Genomic DNA, 17,755 nt, shown 5'->3' on the forward strand with positions numbered 1-17,755 from the left:
GAACTCGAGGAGGCGATGCGCCGGTCATCCGCGCAGGGCGTGATGTACGGCCAAGCCGTTGCAAACATGGCCGGAATTTCCAATTCCGATATGGAATGCATGGACATCCTGCACCTCGAGGGACGGGTCACCGCGGGGCGTCTCGCCGAGGTCACCGGGCTGACCACCGGCGCGATCACCGGCGTGGTGGATCGTCTGGAAAAAGCGGGTTACGTGCGCCGCGAGCGGGACGAGAGCGACCGCCGCAAGGTCTTCATCTCGGTGGTCGAGGAGAAGGCCGCCGAGATCGGCAAGTTCTACGTGCCGATGCAGGAGGCGATGCTCAAGCTGTGGAGCAGCTACAGCGACGACGAATTGCGCCTGCTGCTGCGCTTCGCCCATGACGGCTACAAGGGCGTGCTGGAAGCGACCGGAGCCTTGAAGGCGGTGATCGACATGCCGCCGGAGCAGCGCCCCAGTCTCAAGCTGCCGCCGAAGTCTCGTCGCTGACCTCGTGCGACGTCGCGCGGTAGCGCTCGGCCGCCGCGTACATGCCCCACATCGTGCCCAGCATCAGCCAGAAGTGCCGCCAGTGGTCGGTATCGATGATGAAGCTTTCGCCGACGATGCCGAGGAACGCCGAGAAGATCGCCAGATAAGCGCGCTGCCACGGCACCTGCAGGTAGATGTAGCGGAAGCCGATGATGGCACTGACGAACACCAGCGCCGGATAACAGATCCCCGAGATCCAGCCGCCCGACATGAAGGCGTTGAGGAACGAGTTGTGGGTGTCCTCGGGGAAGTAGGTGTGGAATTGCAGCGGCCCGATGCCGAACGGCAATTCCAGTGCCATCTGGGCGCCGAGGATGTGGCGGCCGAAGCGGCCGAACCGGCCTTCGTCATAGCTCTGGTCGAAGCTCGCGCGCTGCTTGAACATGTCGGCGACCGAGCCGATCGAGAGCAGCACCGCGATCAGCGCAACGGCCAGGATCGCCGCAATCAGGGTCATCACGATGATGCGCGAGCGCTGCGCCTGCGAGCGGCTGGTGAACACCATCAGCGCCAGCATGAAGGCCGCGGTGACCAGCAGACCGCCCCAGGCGGCGCGGGAGAACGACAGCAGGATCGCAAGCGAAATGATCCCGAACGCGATGGCGTTGCGGAACGCCTTGCCGAAGCTGTCGGACACCACGCTCTGCAGCGTGAACAGCGCCGGCAGGATCAGGAACGCGCCGAGCACGTTCGGATCCTTGAAGGTGCCGCGGGCGCGATCATACAGGGTCAGCAGATCGTAGCCGCCGGGCACCAGATGGAAGTAGCCGGCGATGCCCGCGAGCGAGGCGATCATCGCGCCGACGATCAGGCCGCGGCGCAGCATGTCGAGCCGGGCTTCGGTGTCTTCCGACATCACCATCGCGAAGAAGATGACGGTGACGGCCATGTACCAGGAGGTGAGAACCCAGTTCACCACCTCCGGCTTGTCGAGGAACGGCACCGCGCCGATGCTGTAACCGACATTGAGCACGATCAGCGCAAACAGCAGCGGCATGAATACCAGCTGCATGCGCAGGCCGGTGCCGAAGAACAGCACGCAGGCGGTCAGCGTGACGAGTTCATATGGGCTCGGCTCGATGAACACGATGGCGATCGACGCGCCGGCGAGCCACACCAGCGCCCGCTGCAGCGCCAGCACGCCCGATGGCACGCTGGTCGGCGAATGGGTCGTCCCGGCTGTCGCCGCATAGGCCATCGGATACTCACGCAACTCGATACAAAAGTCTTGGTTCCGTCATTGCGAGCGGAGCGAAGCAATCCACCTATCCCCGAATTGCGGCATGGATTGCTTCGTCGCTTCGCTCCTCGCAATGACGATAGTCGATCTCAGTACGCGTTCTCGTTCTTGGTAATCAGCGAGAACGGGGTCTTGAGCAGGATGTAGAGGTCGAACAGCACCGACCAGTTCTCGATGTAATAGAGGTCGTATTCGACGCGCTTCTGGATCTTCTCGTCGGTATCGACCTCGCCGCGCCAGCCGTTGATCTGCGCCCAGCCGGTGATGCCGGGCTTGACGCGGTGGCGGGCGAAGTAGCCGTCGACGGCCTCGTCGAACAGGCGGTTCTCCAGCTTGCTCTGCACCGCATGCGGCCGCGGTCCGACCAGCGAGAGATTGCCCTTCAGCACGACGTTGAACAGCTGCGGCAATTCGTCGAGTGAGGTCTTGCGGATGAAGCGGCCGACGCGGGTGACGCGCGGATCGTTCTTGGTGACGACCTTGGAGGCGGTGGGATCGGCCTGGTGGTGGTAGAGCGAACGGAATTTGTAGACGTCGATCCGCTCATTGTTGAAGCCGAAGCGCTTCTGGCGGAACAGCACCGGCCCCGGGCTGTCGAGTTTCACCGCGAGCGCCACCAGTCCCAGCACCGGGAGCGCCGCAAGCAGGGCCAGGCCGCCGACCACGCGGTCGAATAGCCATTTCAGCACCAGATCCCAGTCGGTGATCGGCGCCTCGAACACATCAAGCGTCGGCACCTTGCCGACATAGGAGTAGGAGCGGGGACGGAAGCGCAGCTTGTTGGTGTGGGCCGAGAGGCGGATGTCGACCGGCAGCACCCACAGCTTCTTCAGCATCTCCAGGATGCGGGTCTCCGCCGAGATCGGCAGCGCGAACAGCACGAGGTCGACGCGGGTGCGGCGGGCGAACTCGACGATGTCGTCGACCTTGCCGAGCTTCGGCGAGCCGGCGCAGGTCTCCATGGCGCGGGCGTCATTGCGATCGTCGAACACGCCGAGCACGTGGATGTCTGTGTCGTCGTCGGCGTTCAGCGCCTCGATCAGTTGCTCGCCGTTCTGATCGGCGCCGACGATAATGGTGCGGCGGTCGAGCCGGCCGTCATGCGCCCAGGCCCGCACCATCGAGCGCAGCGCCAGCCGCTCGGCGATCAGTGCCGCAAGGCCGACGCAGAAGAACGACGACAGCCAGACCCGCGACACCTCGCCGCCGAGCTTGACCAGGAAGGAGACGCCGATGAACAGCAGGAACACGAAGGCCCATGACGAGATCATCCGCGTCATCTGGCGGAGCTGGCCGCGGAAGATCTGCACCTGGTAGATGTCGGCGGCCTGGAAGCAGACCACGGCCGCCGCCGACATGCCGAGGATCGAGGTGATGTACCCCCAATGGATGCCGCCGCCGGCGAGCGGCCTGACATAGGCGAAATAGAGCCCGACGCCGACCAGGCTGAGCAGCACGAAATCGGCGAGGCGGACCACGCCGGCAATCACGACCGGCGAGTAGGCGCCGCGGACTTTCTGATTGGTGACGGCGAGCGCGGCCGTCGACAAACGGCGGCGGCGTTCGACCTGCGGCTGAGCAGCCGTTGCAGACGCAGCGGCATCCAGCATCGAGCGTGCGTTAAACGGTTCCACGAGTCCACGTCCATTCCTGCGCATGCAGATGGGCATCCGCGCGCGGCACCGAAATTCCCCCGGACGTGACTTAAGGGGACAAATCGGAAGAAACGGTTACGTGTGCAAGAAATGGTTAACGTTTGGCAAATGCGTCGCGATAGCCGGCCAGCACGCCCTCGACCATGGCGCTTTGCGAGAAATGTTCGGAAATCCGCTCGCGCAGTTTCGCGGCGCGTGCTGCGGTCGCCATGGGATTGTCGAGCGCGGCCTTGATGGCGTCGGCCATCGCGCCGGCATTGCTCGGCGCGAACAGCGCGTCGGTCTGGGTGTCGAAGATCTCCGGAATGCCGCCGACATTGGCGGCGATCATCGGAATTCCCGCAGCGCCGGCTTCGATCACCACGTAGGGCATCGAATCGCCGCGCGACGGAACCACCAGAACGCTGCCCTTGGAGAAGCCGAAGCGCGCCTTGACATGGCCGATGAAGCGGACCGCGTCGCCGAGCGACAGCCGTTTCACCTGCTCCTTGAGCCGCTCGAATTCCTCGCCGTCGCCGCCGAGCGTCAGCGTCACCGGCTTGCCGTCGGCGCGCAGCTTGGCGACCGCGTCGATCAGCAGATCGGCGCCCTTGATGCGGCGGAATTCGCCGACATAGGCCACGTCGCTGGCGTCGTCGGCCTTGGCGACCGGTTCGAATTCCTCCGAGGTGACGCCGTTGAAGACGCAGCGGACGAGGCCTGAGGGCTTGCCGACCGTGCGCTGATAGGTGTCGCGGGCAAACGCGCTCTCGAACAGGAACAGGTCGGTGCTGTTCATCAGCGTGCGCTCGAGCTGGCTGTAGAAGCGGCCCTTCCAGGTGTCGAGCGGGTAATGCAGCGAGCCGCCATGTGGGGTGTAGACCCGGATCACCTTGTTCGACCGCCGCCGCAGCCGGACATAGGCGCCGGCCTTGGCGCCGTGGCCGTGCACGACATCGGGTTTCAGCTTCTGGATCAGGCCGGCGATATGCGCCCAGACCATGAAGTCGGCGAAGCGAGGCTCGCGGCGGATTGCCACCCGGTGGACGCCGAGCTTGAGGCGCGGCGCGATTTCGGCAAGGACCGCGTCGGCGCGCGTGCCGCCGGTCAGGCTGTCGGCGACGATGCCGACATGGTGGCCGCGCTCGATCTGGCCGTTGGCGACGTCGAGGATATGACGAATGATGCCGCCGACCGGAGCACGCACCACGTGCAGGATGCGGAGCGGCGATTGCTGATCTTGATCCTGTGCCATCGATCAGAACCAACGCTCGCCGACGAACACGGTGTCTCCCGGCCCGATCGGCGTACCCAGCGGAACGACGAAGCGGCCGGCGCCCGATGCGTCGGTGTGGGTGAGGGTGACCTGGTCGCGCCTGGCGCGCGGCGAGAAGCCGCCGGCGATTGCCACCGCGCTCTCGACCGTCATGTTGGGCACGTAGGGATACTGGCCGGGCGCCTGGACTTCGCCGAGGATGAAGAACGGGCGGTAGGACTCGATCTCGACCGCGACCGATGGCTCGCGGATGAAGCCGTTGCGCAGCCGAGCGGTGATCTCGGCGGCGAGCCCGGCGGGCGTGCGGCCGCGCGCCGGCACCGAGCCGATCAGCGGCATGGTGATCGCGCCGGCGGCGTCGATCGCGTAGGAGTTGGTCAGGCCTTCCTGGCCATAGACCACGACGCGGAGCTTGTCGCCGGGCCCGAGATTGTAGGCCTCGCGCGGCGGCGCCGGCTCGGCATAGGCGATGGCCGTCGGCGCGGGCGCAAAGGCGGGTTGCCCATACGCCATCGAATCGAGGGCCGGGTCGCCGGCAACCGGCGAGGTCCGTCCCATGCAGCCCGACAGCACGAGCGCAGCAATCAGACAAACGAGGGGAGCGCGCAGATCGCGCATGTGAGGAATCCCACGGACAATATCGGCCCCGATTAACGGCACTCATGGTTAACAAAGGATGACGGGCCGGGTGGTGGTGGCGATGTCCGGCAACCCCGCCGATTAACCCAGCAGCAACCTTAATGGACTGTAATCGCCGCCATTGAGATGGAATCGCGGTGCCCGCGGGAGTTCGTTATGCGTTTTGCATTCTGGCGTAGAGACAACGAAAAGGCCGTCGTGCAACGGGCGCTGCCGAAGTCTGCGTCCATTGCCGACGAAGCTGCGGCGAAGCCGGTCGCGCCGAAATCTGCGCCTGCCAAGCCGGCCGAGGCGGCCGATCTCGATCTGCATGTGCTTGGGCGCGCGCTGGCACGCAAGCGCGGCTGGATCATCGTGCCGACCGCGCTGGTGTTTGCGTTGGCGCTTGCCGCCGTCAACGTCGTGACGCCGCGCTACAAGTCCGAAGCGCGCATCCTGATCGACAACCGCGAGAATGCCTTCCTGCGCCCGAACGGCGAGCGCGACCTTGAGCGCACCTCGCTCGATGCCGAGGCCGTCACGAGCCAGGTGCAGCTGTTGCTGTCGCGCGATCTCGCCCGCGACATCATCAAGAAGAACAAGCTGGCCGAGCGTCCGGAGTTCGACCCGGTGCTGCGGGGATTTTCGCCGTTGAAGTCGCTGCTGGCGCTGTTCGGCATCGGCCGTGACCCGTTCAGCCTGACGCCGGAAGAGCGGGTGCTCGACTCTTACTATGAGCGCTTCCAGGCCTATGCGGTCGACAAGTCGCGCGTCATGGTGATCGAATTCCAGTCGGAGGATCCCGAGCTCGCGGCGCGTGTCGCCAACTCGATCGCCGACGGCTATCTGGTGCTGCAGCAGGGGGCGCGGCAGGACCAGGCCAAGTCCGCCAGCACCTGGCTGCTGGGCGAGATCGACAAGCTGCGCACGAAGGTCGCGGAGGCGGATTCGCGGGTCGAGGAATTCCGCTCGAAGTCGAGCCTGTTCGTCGGCACCAACAACATCCCGCTGTCGAATCAACAGATGGGTGAGCTGAACACGCAGCTCAATAATGCCCGCGCGCTGAAGGCCGATGCCGAGACCAAGGCGCGGCTGATCCGCGAGATGCTCCAGAGCGGCAAGCCGATCGAGGCTTCGGAAGTGCTCAATTCCGAACTGATCCGCCGGCTGGCCGAACAGCGCGGCACGCTGCGTGCGCAGCTCGCCGAGCAATCCTCGACGCTGCTCGACAATCATCCGCGCATCAAGGAATTGAAGGCGCAGATCGCCGACCTCGACCGGCAATTGCGCGAGGAAGCCGGCAAGATTTCGCGCTCGCTCGACAACGACGCCCGCGTCGCCGATGCCCGCGTCCAGGCGCAGCAGGCGGGCCTGGACCAGTCGAAGAAGCAGGCCTCGTCGAGCAACAGCCAGGACGTGCAGCTGCGCGGGCTGGAGCGTGAAGCCAAGGCGCAGCGCGATCTGCTAGAAGCCTATCTCGCGAAATATCGCGAGGCGACGGCACGCGAGAACATCGAGGCGGCGCCGACCGACGGCCGCATCATCTCGCGTGCCACGGTCTCGAACACGCCGGCCTATCCGAAGAAGCTCCCGATCGTGCTGATCGCGACGCTGGCGACGCTGTTGCTGTCAGCCGGCATCATCATCACCGGCGAACTGCTGCGCATTTCCGCGCCCGGCGCGGTTGGCCGTGCGTTCGCGCCGGCGGCCGCCGCGATCCGGCGCCGCGAGCCGATCATGGAGACTGCAATCCGCGACGAGCCTGCACCGGCGCTGCCGCCTGAGCCCGTGCTTGCCTCATCGGTCGCACCGAGCCTGTCGCCGGAGTCTGACCTGCCGCTGGAGCCCGCGGCTGTATACGAGCCCGTCATCAGCGAGCCGCAGCCGGTGCCCGTGCAGACCGTCGGCGAGATCGGCGAGGTTGCCGAGCGCCTGGTTGCTGTGGGAGCCGCGGCCCACAAGGTCACCGTGCTCGGCCCGGCTGCCGGCGAGAGCGTCACATGGACCGCGCTGACGCTGGCCCGCCTGATGGCGCGCCAGGCCAAGGTCGTGGTCGTCGACCTCGTCGCGTCCTCGCGGGTGTTGACGGCGTCGACCGTCGATCCCGCCGCGCCCGGCCTCGCAGAGCTGATGCAGGGCGAGGCGACGTTTGCGCAGATCATCACCAAGGATCGGCAGTCGCGGGTTCAGATCGTCAGCGCCGGACGTCCGGGCTTCGACCGTTCGCACCTGCAATCGCCGCGGCTGGCGCTCGCGATCGACGCGCTGCTTCGGGTCTACGACCACGTGCTGCTCGATGCCGGCTCGGCGGTCGACCTGCCGGCCGAGTTGCTGACCGCAAAGGCGCAGGCCGTCGTGGTGCCGGACGCCGCAATGGCGCAGGATGCCCGACGCTCGATGGTCGATCAGCTCAGGGCGGTCGGCTTCTCCGAAGTGACGATGCTGAGCAAGCCCTGCGCGCCGCCGGAAACGGTCGCGACGGGGCCGCGGGTGGTGGCGGCCTGAAGTAACTTCAGTGCACCAGCACCGGCTCGCGCGCGGCTCGCTCCAGCACCGGATCGATCCGCAGCCGGATCGTGACGAGGGCGCCGATCAGCCCGACAACCGCGAGCAGCAGCAGGCCGGCGGTGAATCCTCCGGTCAGGTCCTTCAGGTAGCCCATCGCGAACGGGCCGGCGAAGCCTGACAGATTGCCGAGCGAGTTGATCGCGGCAATGCCCGCCGCGGCCGAAGCGCCGGTCAGGATGCTGGCCGGCATCGGCCAGAACATCGGTGGCACCGCCGACACGCCGATCTGCGCGAGGCAGAGCAGGCCGACGATCAGAACCGGACTGGAAACCAGCCCGGCCAGGCCGATACCGACGGCGGCCAGCGTCAGCGCGCCGGCGACATGGTAGCGCCGTTCACCGGTCTTGTCGGAATGGCGGCCGAGCAGCACCATGCCGACCGCGCCGAACACGAAGGGCAGGGCGGCGATGAAGCCGGTCTGGGTGTCGGTGACGCCGAACGCCTTGATGATGGTCGGCAGGAAGAACGCGACGCCGTAGCTCGCCGCGTTGAGACAGAAATACACCAGCGCGCAGGCCAGCACCCGCGAATCGGTGAGCGATTGCATGACCGAGATGTGCTCGACGGCTTCCTTCCTCTGCCGCTCGATCTCAAGCGTATTTTGGACCCATTTGATCTCGTCGGGCTGCAGCCAGCTCGCCTGGCGCGGGAAGTCCGGCAGCAGGGCCAGCACGGCGAAGCCGACCAGCACCGACGGCAGCGCTTCGCAGATGAACAGCCATTGCCACCCGGTCAGGCCGCCTCCGGACAGGTTGAGCAGCAGGCCCGAGATCGGCGCCCCGATGATGCTCGAGATCGGGATCGCAAGCATGAACAGGCTGATGACGCGGGCACGATAGATCGTCGGGAACCAGAGCGTCAGATAGAAGATGATGCCGGGGAAGAAACCGGCCTCGCAGGCGCCGAGCAGCAGGCGAAGGAAGTAGAAGATCCATTCGCTGGAGAGGCCGCTCGCCGCGGACATCTGCGGGATGAACGCGAATGCCGCCGAGACGATGCCCCAGCTGATCATGATGCGGGCGATCCAGCGCCGCGCACCGAACCGTTCCAGCAGGATGTTGGAAGGCACCTCGAAGAAGAAGTAGCCGATGAAGAACAGGCCGGCGCCGAGCCCGTAGGCGGCTTCGCTGAGGCCGAGCGCCGTGTTCATGTGCAGCTTGGCAAAGCCGACATTGACGCGATCGAGATAGGCGACGAAGTAACACAGGATGAGGAACGGAATTAGCCGCCGCATCATCTTTCCGATTGCGCGCTTCTCGACATCGTCGCTCATCGTTCCCATCCCTTCTGGTGTTTCATATCTGCATACGGTAATCGCGCTGCCCGGGGTGGCATCTGGTACACCCGCAGCGGTCCGTCGCCTTGCAAGTCTTCGTCTTGCAAGTCTCCTTGCAATCGTTGCGGTCATTGTTGTGTAATCGATGGCCGCGTGACTAATGGCATTTGGGAATGGAGCCACGGCGAAACTGTCATGATGCACCGCGGTATGGACGCGGGAACCCTACCGGGCGGGATGGTGGCGGGCCGTGATCAATAATCTGAAATTGCGTCAGTTGCGGCTGCTGGTGGCGCTCGACAGCGAACGCAAGCTGCAGCTCGCCGCCGAGCGGCTGAACATCACCCAGTCGGCGGCATCGAAGATGTTGGCCGAGATCGAGGCCGTGGCGCGGGTTCCGTTGTTCGAGCGGACGGCGCGCGGCGTCGAGCCGACCGCCTATGGCTCGATTCTGATCCGCGGCGGCAGGAGCGTACTGGCGGACCTGGACCGGGTCACCGACGAGTTCGCCGGTTACCGGTCCGGTGAGCTTGGCACCGTCTCGGTTGGAACGGTGGCCAAGCCCAGCATCGACCTCGTCGTCGACGTCATGCAGTATCTCGGCGAGAAGCTGCACCGGGTGAACATCTCGCTCGATGTCAGCACCAGTCCGCCGCTGATTGCGCGGCTGCTCGCGCTTGAGCTGGATTTCGTCGTTGCGCGCGTTCCCGCCGGCGTCGATCCCGGCCAGTTCGACTATCACGAGATCGGCGCCGAGCAGGCCGGCTTGCTGGTTCGCGCCGAGCATCCGCTGGCCGCGCTCGACAGCGTCAATCTGGAAGACACGGTCGACCTGCAATGGATTTGCCAGCCGCGGGAATCCTTCATGCGCAAGGGGCTCGAGCGGCTGTTCCACAGCCGCGGCATTGCGCCGCCGCAGCGCATCATCAACACGGAATCCTTTTTCGCGTCGATCGGTATTGCCGCGGGGATCGATGCGATCGTGCCGTCGCCATTGCTGATCTTCGATCTGGTCGATCCGCAGCGCTTCAAGATGCTGCGCGTCCGCGATCAGTTGATGCTCGAGAGTTACGGTCTGATCAAGCTGCGCAAGCGCGCACTGTCGCCGGCCGCGATGCTGGTATTCGATGCGATGATGCGGCTCGGCGTCGAGAGCGGACGGCAGGCGCCGAAGGGCTCGTCCGCCTAGACGTTGTCCGCAGGCAGCCTCAGCGGAACATGCTGCGCAGGTTCTGCGCGATCTCGAGCAATGCCGGATTCTGCTTCACCGCGCGCTTGGCGCGATTGATGGCCGACAGGGCGCCGGCCGCCGGCTTGCCGCGCAGGCTGAGCGGAATGAAGCTGTCGACGATCGCTTCGTCGTCCTTGCAGAACAGCCGCTTGTACTCGTCCGAGCCGATCCCGAGATCGAGGGCGCGGTAGTCCTGGCCGGCATGGCGATCGATGATGTCGCGCATCAGGATCAGGCCGGGGCTGAACTTGGAATTTGCCGACATCGTGTAGGTGTTGAACATCATCGAGAAGCGATGGCCGTCCGAGACGCCGGCGAAGATCGCGATCACTTCCTCGTCGCATTCGAGCGCGTGGATGTCGATCGCAAAGCCCTTGCCGTCGGCGCGCGGCGCCAGGCAGGCGGAGCGAATGAACTGCTCGATACCGGGCTCGGCGAACACATCAGGCAACTTCTGCTCGGCCATGCGCTGCGGCTTGACGCGGAAGAACCAGTCGAGCAGGCGGCAGACGTCGGCGCTGTCGCTGGCAACATAATAGCGATAGCCCGGCAGCGCCTGCAGCTTGCGCTCCTTGCCCTTGAGGCGGCGGCGGAACGAATTGCTGATCAGCGCCGCGGGGGCGGCGCCCGGCTCGATCACCAGCAGCGGACAGTCGTTGACCGAGGGCTGGTGCGGCAGCAGCGCCAGCGGATTGGGCAGGTCCTGCCAGCGCAGCGGCTGCTGACAGAGCACCAGCGCATCGACGCGGGAACGTTCGGCGGTCGATCTGATCAGGGCGGTGATGTCGGCCTCGGTCGCGTTGGCGGCGAAATCCTTGTCGTACAGCGCCATGTTGAAGGTTGCATGCTTGCCGCCCATGAAGCTTGCGCAGTTCGCGCCAAGGCGGGACTCGACGGCGAGCGGCAACAGCAGCAGCGGCCGGCGCTCGCTGTCATGCGCGACGACGATGAAGGGCCGCAGGCCCTCGCGCTCGCCGACCTGGCGCTGCCAACTGGCGAGGAAGTCGAAGCGCTGATAGGGCGTGTAGCTGTGTTGCGATGTCTCGAGGCTGCGCCAGGTCGCCTCGACTGCCGCGAGATCGTGAAAGATGTCGACGCCGGCAACGCGGACTGCGTTCGGCCATGGTCGCGTCCCCGCCGTCTGGCCTTCAATTGCCGCCGTCATGATCATCTCGGAACCCAAAATTTTTTAAGGTATTAATTTACAGTCCTCGACTGAGGCCGACCTTCGCAGGGAAATGTCAACAAAGAGTAATAACAATGCCCCGGCGGGGTGCTGGGCGGCGTGCGGGAACCGCCGGACGGGCGAGGACGGGTAGGGGGATTTTGACGCCGGACAACGGGATTTTGCGGCGCGCCCGGATGGAGCTCGCCTATTTCAGCGGCGCCTTCAGGCTGCGGGAACGCGAGGCGGGGGGCGCCGGGGCGATCCTGCGCTTCGCGCGCGTCCGCCCGCGACAGCGGGGGCGGTTTCAGCCGCTGAAGTCGCAGGAGATCACGCCGGGCTTCCTCGATCGTATGATCCGCGCGCTGAAGCGCTGGCAGTACGACATCGTCGGCATCGACGAGGCCTGCCGCCGCGCCGTGACCCTGCCGGAGCGCCGGCGCTTTGCCTGCCTGACCTTCGACGGCGCCAGCAAGGACATCGTCACCCATGCCTGGCCAGTGCTGGCCCGGCACGGCGTTCCCTTCACCCTCTATCTGCCGACGGCCTTTCCCGATGGCGTCGGCGTGGCGTGGTGGCTGGTGCTGGAGGACATCATCGGGCGCGAGAGCCGGATCAGCCTTGTCATCGACGGCAGGGAGCGGCATTTCGCGGTCTCGAGCCTGTCGGACAAATACGAGCTGTTCGACTTCCTGTCCGGCTGGCTGCGCAAGCTGCCGCCGCCGGAGCTGTCCTATGCGGTGAATGATCTCGGCCGGCGCTATTCGGCCGATGCCGCGCAGATATCGCGCAGCGCCTCGCTCGACTGGGCGGATCTGGCAAAGCTCGCCGCCGACCCGAACGTGACATTCGGCAGCGCGACCGTGAACTATCCGGCGCTGTCGAGCCTGAAGGATGCGGGCGCGCAGCGCGAGATGGCGATGGGCAGGGCGGTGGCCGAGAGCGCGCTGCGGCAGCAGGTCAGGCATTTCGCCTATCCGTTCGGGGACCGCGACGCCTTCGCCCGTCCGCATGTCGTGATGGCCGAGGAGGCCGGCTTCGCCAGCGCGGTGTCGACCATATCGGGGATCGTCGAGGCGCAGGGGCGCACCAATCTCCATGCGCTGCCGCGCATCGCCTGGGACGGCCGGGTGCGCTCGCTGCGGATGATGCGCGTGCTGCTGTCGGGTGTGATGTTTCCACCGGTGCAGCCGACGCGGAGCGCGCGTCACCAGAGCCCGATCTGAAGCGCGGTGATGCCGCCGCGCTTTCGGCTCTCGTTTGGGCATGGGCCCATCGGAAGGCCGCTTGGCACTTTCCGGATAACGCTCTAGGCGCGGTCCGGCCGCGACATCCAGGAGACGATCGGCATCGCCGGCAGCACCCAGCCGAGGCCCGCGACGACGTAGAAGATCGACTGCAGCAGTCCGGAATTGGCCAGCCACGGCGTCTGGGCGATGGTCATGCCGAGCAGCGACCACACCACGACCAGGATGAGCAGGAAGATGGTTCCGAGCAGTTTGCGGGTGCGTATGGCCATAGCGGAGATGTGAACTCGTGATCCAGAGCGTTTTCGCGCGAAGTGGATATCGCTTCGCGTTCGGAAAACACGTTAAAAACTACAATCCGGAGCTTCATTCCGAAGCTGTCGGAACGCGGCCCCGGGCGGCGCTTGCGCCGCGGGCGCGGCGGACTATAAGGGGCTCGAAAATCCAATCAAGTCAGGGCGAAATGGCCGGTATTTCCGCAAATCCATCGCAGCTTCGCGCCGTCCGAATCTGGCTGCTCGCGGTCGCCGCCCTGATCGCACTGATGGTCTTGGTCGGCGGCGCCACGCGGCTCACCGAGTCCGGCCTGTCGATCGTCGAATGGAAGCCGGTGACCGGCGCGCTGCCGCCGTTGACCGAGGCGCAGTGGACCCAGGCGTTCGAGGGCTATCAGAAGATTCCGCAATATCGCGAGCTCAACGCCGGGATGACGCTCGAGCAATTCAAGACGATCTTCTGGTGGGAGTGGAGCCACCGGCTGCTCGGCCGGGTGATCGGCGCCGCCTATCTGCTGCCGTTCCTGTACTTCCTGTGGCGCGGCGCGGTGAGCGGCGAGCTCGGTCGGCGGCTGTGGGTGATCTTCGGCCTCGGTGCGCTGCAGGGCGGCGTCGGCTGGTGGATGGTTGCGTCCGGGCTCACACAGCGTCTCGAGGTGTCGCAGTATCGGCTGGCGACGCATCTGGTGCTGGCGCTGTTGATCTTCGCTGCGATCATCTGGACGCTGCGTCGGTTGACGGACCGTCCATCGGTGATCGCGCCGCTCAGGCTGAAGATCACCAGCGCGGTGCTGCTCGTGCTCACTTTCGTGCAGCTCTATTTCGGCGCGCTGGTCGCGGGGCTGCGCGCAGGCAGGGTCTACAACACCTGGCCCGAGATCGACGGCGGCTTCATCCCGTCGGCCGACCGTCTCTGGTTCGAGACGCCGTGGTGGCGCAACCTGTTCGACAACACGCTGACGGTGCAGTTCGAGCACCGCATGACCGCCTATCTGCTGTTCGCGCTGGCGATCGCGCATGCGATCGATTCCGTGCGCGCGCGCGCCGGCGGCGCGGTCATCGCCGGCGCCTGGTGGCTGGTGGCGGCGATCACGCTGCAGGCGACGCTCGGAATCCTGACGCTGCTGCATCAGGTGCCGATTGATCTCGCGCTGACCCACCAGGCGGTCGCGATTGTCGTGCTGACGCTCGCGGTATTGCAGGCCGAGCGCTTTGCCGCGCGCCGCAACGAGCGGGACCAGCCGACCCTCGTTCCGGTCGGCCAGTCGCTCTAGCCGTCAGGACAGATAGTCGAGCCCGATATCGAGCGCCGCCGAGCTGTGGGTCACCCAGCCGACCGAGATCAGATCGACACCGGTGGCGGCAATCGCCGCGGCGGTCGCCGTCGTGATGCGGCCGGACGCTTCGGTGATCGCCTTGCCGCGCGCCATCGCCACCGCCTGGCTGAGCTGTTCCGTTGTCATGTTGTCGAGCAGCACGGCGTCGACGCCAAGCGCCAGCACCTCTTCGAGCTGCGCCAGCGTATCGACCTCGACCTCGATCTTGACGAGATGGCCGGTATTGGCCTTGGCGCGCTCGATCGCAGGACGGACACCGCCGGCGAGCGCGATGTGGTTGTCCTTGATCAGCACGGCATCGTCGAGCCCGAAGCGGTGATTGCCGCCGCCGCCGGCGCGCACCGCATATTTCTCCAGCGCCCGCAGTCCCGGCGTGGTCTTCCGGGTGCAGACGATCTGCGCGCGCGTGCCGGCGACGGCTTTCGCGAGCGTGGCGGTTGCGGTCGCGACGCCGCTCAGATGGCAGAGGAAGTTGAGCGCGGTTCGCTCCGCGGTGAGCAGGCTGCGGGCCGGGCCGTCGATGATCGCGATGACCTGGTCGGGCTCGACCGCACTGCCGTCGGGCCGCTCGGCGCGTAGCTCGACGGCCGGCGACACCGTCTGGAAGGCGGTGCGCGCCACGTCGAGGCCTGCGATCACGCCGGGCTGCCGCGCCCGCATCACCAGCCGCGCCTGCTGGCCGGCCGGCACGATTGCATCTGCCGTGATATCGCCGGCGCGGCCGAGGTCTTCGCGCAGCGCGGTCTGCACGATCGGCTCATACAGCAGCGGCAACAGGGGATTGAGGGTCATGAGCGGCACTCCTGGCTGAAAGCTTGGATTCGACGATGTCGTGTGCGGCGGCGAGCGCCTCGACACGGGTGAGGGACGATGGTGACGCCGACACAGCGGTGTGTGGGAAATCGGTGCGGAAGTGGCCGCCGCGGCTTTCCTCACGCCTGAATGCGGCGACCGCGATCATCAATCCGACCAGCGCTGCGTCGGACGCCGCGCTCTGGCTGCGTGCGAGCGGATAGAGGCTGCCGATCGCGCGTGCGATGCCGTCGTGGTCGCGCAGCACGCCGAGCCCCTGGGTGAGGATCGGCCGCACCGCGGAGGGATCGGCAGCCGGCGGCAGCGCGTCGTCGTGCAGCATCGCGCGTGGACCTGCGTCCACGTCCTCTATGCTCTCGGCGACCCAGCGCGCGCAGACGATCGCTTCCATCAGCGAGTTGCTGGCGAGCCGGTTGGCGCCGTGCAGCCCGGTGCGCGCGGCCTCGCCGCAGGCCCACAGGCCTTGCACGGTGCTGCGTCCAAAGCCGTCAACCGCGATGCCGCCCATGTGGTAGTGCACCGCAGGCCGGATCGGGATCGGATCATGGGCGGGGTCGATGCCCGCCATCTTGCAGAACGCGCTGATCACCGGATAGCGCTGCGCGAACTCCGCACCCGGATGCTTGCGCGCGTCGAGGAAGGTGCGGTGTCCCGCGGCGCGGTGACGCCACACCGCGCGCGCGACGATGTCGCGCGGCGCGAGCTCGACGCCGGGCTGGTCGGCCATGAAGCGCTGGCCGGTCTCGTCGATCAGGAACGCGCCGTCGCCGCGGATCGCCTCGGTCAACAGCGGCATCGGCCGCGACGGCCCATCGAAGGCGGTCGGGTGAAACTGGACGAATTCGATATCCGACAGTCTTGCGCCGGCATGGGCCGCGAGCGCGAGTCCCTGGCCGAAACAGCCGCCCGGATTGGTGCTGTCCGAAAACAGCCCGCCGATGCCGCCGGTCGCGATCACGACGCGGTTGGTCGCGATCGTCAGCGCACCACGGTCGCTGGCCGCGAGCACGCCCCGGACCGCATTGTCCTCGATCAGGAGCCGGCGCGCCTCGACGCCTTCCAGCAAGGTAATCGATGGCGTCCGGCGGACCGCTGATATCAGCGCACGCATGATCTCGCGGCCGGTGCCGTCGCCGGTGGCGTGCACGATGCGGTTGCGGCGGTGCGCGGCCTCGAGCCCGAGACGCCAGCTGCCGTCGGCGCGCCGGTCGAAGGCGACGCCGAGTTCCGCCAGATGCTCCACGGCAGCAGGCGCGGCGTGGACGATCCGGCTCGCGGCGGCTGCGTCGCAAAGGCCGGCGCCGGCCGCCAGCGTATCGACAAGATGCAGGGCGGGGCTGTCATCCGCGCCGACCGGCGCGGCGAGGCCGCCTTGGGCCCACATGCTGGAGGCTTCGGCGCCAAGCGGCGATTTCGACAGCAGCACGACCGGCTCGGGCGCGAGTTGCAGCGCGGTCATCAGCCCCGCGGCGCCGCCGCCGATGATCACCGGGCGGCCGTTGAGATCGGAGAGATCGGTGCTCATATCGCCAGCATCCTTTCGACGCTCTTCCGCGCACGCTCGGCGATCGCGGGATCGATCGTGACCTCGTGCTGGTTGGTCTCCAGCGCGTGGCGGATGTTCTTCAGCGTGATCCGCTTCATGTGAGGACAGAGATTGCAGGGGCGGACGAAGTCGACATCGGGATTGCGGGCCGCGATGTTGTCGCTCATCGAGCATTCCGTCAGCAGCACGACGCGCGGCGGACGTTTGGTCTCGACGAACGACTGCATCGCCGCCGTCGAGCCGGCAAAGTCCGCCTCGGCAACGACCTCGGGCGGGCATTCCGGATGCGCCAGGACGGTGACGTCTGGGTAGTTTTCACGCAGCTGGCGCACGTCGTCGGCGGTGAACAGCTCGTGCACCTCGCAATGGCCCTTCCAGGCGATGATCTTCTTGCTGGTCTGCTTGGCGATGTTCTGCGCCAGATACTCATCCGGCAGCATGATGACGCGCTCGGCGTCGAGTGACTCCACGACCTTGAGCGCATTGCCGGAGGTACAGCAGATGTCGGACTCCGCCTTCACCGCGGTCGAGGTGTTGACATAGGCAACCACCGGCGCGTCCGGGTAGCGCGCGCGCATCAGCCGCACATCCTCGGCCGTGATCGAATCCGCCAGCGAGCAGCCGGCCTTCAGGTCGGGGATCAGCACGGTCTTGGCCGGATTGAGCAGCTTCGCCGTCTCGGCCATGAAGTGCACGCCGGCGAGCACGATGACATCGGCGTCGACCTTGGTGGCTTCGCGCGCCAGCAGCAGGCTGTCGCCGACGATATCGGCGACGCCGTGGAAGATCTCCGGCGTCTGGTAGTTGTGCGCCAGCACCACCGCGTTGCGGCGGCGCTTCAGCGCGAGGATCGCATCGACGTCCTCGGCGAAGGTGGCCCATTCGAAGGGGGGAATGACGCGCTTGACGCGTTCATAGAGCGGGGCGGTGCGCTCGAGCAGTGCGGTATCGAGGGAAGCCATTTATACTCTCCTTGAGCATAAGATGGATTATACTTA

15 protein-coding genes are annotated in these 17,755 nt (G+C 66.3%); 5 read left to right on the top strand and 10 right to left on the bottom strand.

The annotated features are described in order from the left end of the window. Positions 1 to 15 precede the first annotated feature (15 nt). Positions 16 to 489, top strand: a complete 474-nt coding sequence (locus tag BRSPCE3_RS07750; protein WP_244065821.1) for a MarR family transcriptional regulator — start codon at positions 16 to 18, stop codon at positions 487 to 489. On the opposite strand, the gene BRSPCE3_RS07755 is transcribed toward BRSPCE3_RS07750, so the two are convergent. The 4 genes from BRSPCE3_RS07755 to BRSPCE3_RS07770 all read right to left on the bottom strand — a co-directional run bounded on the left by BRSPCE3_RS07755 (position 461) and on the right by BRSPCE3_RS07770 (position 5,299). Beyond that, positions 461 to 1,729, bottom strand: coding sequence for an O-antigen ligase (locus BRSPCE3_RS07755; RefSeq protein WP_244065217.1), 1,269 nt, complete (start codon positions 1,727 to 1,729; stop codon positions 461 to 463). The genes BRSPCE3_RS07750 and BRSPCE3_RS07755 overlap by 29 nt on opposite strands. 131 nt (positions 1,730 to 1,860) lie before the next feature. Then, entirely contained in the window at positions 1,861 to 3,405 is a 1,545-nt protein-coding gene (locus BRSPCE3_RS07760) for an undecaprenyl-phosphate glucose phosphotransferase (protein WP_244065218.1), read from the bottom strand. A gap of 115 nt (positions 3,406 to 3,520) precedes the next feature. After that, entirely contained in the window at positions 3,521 to 4,660 is a 1,140-nt protein-coding gene (locus BRSPCE3_RS07765) for a glycosyltransferase family 4 protein (RefSeq protein WP_244065219.1), read from the bottom strand. Between the two features lie 3 nt (positions 4,661 to 4,663). Then, on the bottom strand, positions 4,664 to 5,299 hold the full coding sequence (locus BRSPCE3_RS07770; protein WP_244065220.1) for a polysaccharide biosynthesis/export family protein: 636 nt from the start codon (positions 5,297 to 5,299) through the stop codon (positions 4,664 to 4,666). A 177-nt stretch (positions 5,300 to 5,476) separates the two neighbouring features. On the opposite strand from BRSPCE3_RS07770, the gene BRSPCE3_RS07775 reads away from it, so the two are divergent. After that, positions 5,477 to 7,804 carry an exopolysaccharide transport family protein gene (locus BRSPCE3_RS07775; RefSeq protein ID WP_244065221.1) on the top strand — a complete coding sequence of 776 codons (2,328 nt, stop codon included), beginning with the start codon at positions 5,477 to 5,479 and terminating at the stop codon, positions 7,802 to 7,804. Between the two features lie 7 nt (positions 7,805 to 7,811). Here the strand turns inward: BRSPCE3_RS07775 and BRSPCE3_RS07780 are convergent, their stop codons facing one another. Then, complete coding sequence (locus BRSPCE3_RS07780) at positions 7,812 to 9,149, bottom strand: MFS transporter (RefSeq protein WP_375709871.1); 1,338 nt, start codon at positions 9,147 to 9,149, stop codon at positions 7,812 to 7,814. Between the two features lie 244 nt (positions 9,150 to 9,393). On the opposite strand from BRSPCE3_RS07780, the gene BRSPCE3_RS07785 reads away from it, so the two are divergent. Then, positions 9,394 to 10,332 carry a LysR family transcriptional regulator gene (locus tag BRSPCE3_RS07785; RefSeq protein ID WP_244065223.1) on the top strand — a complete coding sequence of 313 codons (939 nt, stop codon included), beginning with the start codon at positions 9,394 to 9,396 and terminating at the stop codon, positions 10,330 to 10,332. A gap of 19 nt (positions 10,333 to 10,351) precedes the next feature. Here the strand turns inward: BRSPCE3_RS07785 and BRSPCE3_RS07790 are convergent, their stop codons facing one another. Beyond that, positions 10,352 to 11,545 (bottom strand): GNAT family N-acetyltransferase, encoded by a 1,194-nt coding sequence (locus BRSPCE3_RS07790; RefSeq protein ID WP_244065224.1) that lies wholly within the window; start codon positions 11,543 to 11,545, stop codon positions 10,352 to 10,354. Positions 11,546 to 11,736: 191 nt separating this feature from the next. Between BRSPCE3_RS07790 and BRSPCE3_RS07795 the strand changes: the two genes are divergently transcribed. Next, positions 11,737 to 12,765, top strand: a complete 1,029-nt coding sequence (locus tag BRSPCE3_RS07795) for a polysaccharide deacetylase family protein (RefSeq protein ID WP_244065225.1) — start codon at positions 11,737 to 11,739, stop codon at positions 12,763 to 12,765. 83 nt (positions 12,766 to 12,848) lie between these two features. Here BRSPCE3_RS07795 and BRSPCE3_RS07800 read toward each other — a convergent pair whose 3' ends face one another. Continuing rightward, positions 12,849 to 13,058: a DUF2842 domain-containing protein gene (locus BRSPCE3_RS07800; protein ID WP_244065226.1), complete on the bottom strand. Its 210-nt coding sequence runs from the start codon at positions 13,056 to 13,058 to the stop codon at positions 12,849 to 12,851. A 191-nt stretch (positions 13,059 to 13,249) separates the two neighbouring features. On the opposite strand from BRSPCE3_RS07800, the gene BRSPCE3_RS07805 reads away from it, so the two are divergent. Beyond that, on the top strand, positions 13,250 to 14,335 hold the full coding sequence (locus tag BRSPCE3_RS07805; protein WP_244065227.1) for a COX15/CtaA family protein: 1,086 nt from the start codon (positions 13,250 to 13,252) through the stop codon (positions 14,333 to 14,335). 3 nt (positions 14,336 to 14,338) lie between these two features. Here the strand turns inward: BRSPCE3_RS07805 and nadC are convergent, their stop codons facing one another. The 3 genes from nadC to nadA are packed head-to-tail and all read right to left on the bottom strand — an operon-like array spanning position 14,339 to position 17,719. Next, positions 14,339 to 15,190: a carboxylating nicotinate-nucleotide diphosphorylase gene (gene nadC, locus BRSPCE3_RS07810; protein ID WP_244065228.1), complete on the bottom strand. Its 852-nt coding sequence runs from the start codon at positions 15,188 to 15,190 to the stop codon at positions 14,339 to 14,341. Continuing rightward, a complete protein-coding gene (locus BRSPCE3_RS07815; RefSeq protein ID WP_244065229.1) occupies positions 15,156 to 16,736 on the bottom strand; it encodes an L-aspartate oxidase in 1,581 nt (526 codons plus the stop codon). Before BRSPCE3_RS07815 ends, nadC begins: the two co-directional genes overlap by 35 nt. Continuing rightward, entirely contained in the window at positions 16,733 to 17,719 is a 987-nt protein-coding gene (nadA, locus tag BRSPCE3_RS07820) for a quinolinate synthase NadA (RefSeq protein ID WP_244065230.1), read from the bottom strand. The genes BRSPCE3_RS07815 and nadA overlap by 4 nt, the downstream gene beginning before the upstream one ends. Positions 17,720 to 17,755 lie beyond the last annotated feature (36 nt).

The organism is Bradyrhizobium sp. Ce-3, assembly GCF_022835695.1.
GTDB lineage: Bacteria > Pseudomonadota > Alphaproteobacteria > Rhizobiales > Xanthobacteraceae > Bradyrhizobium.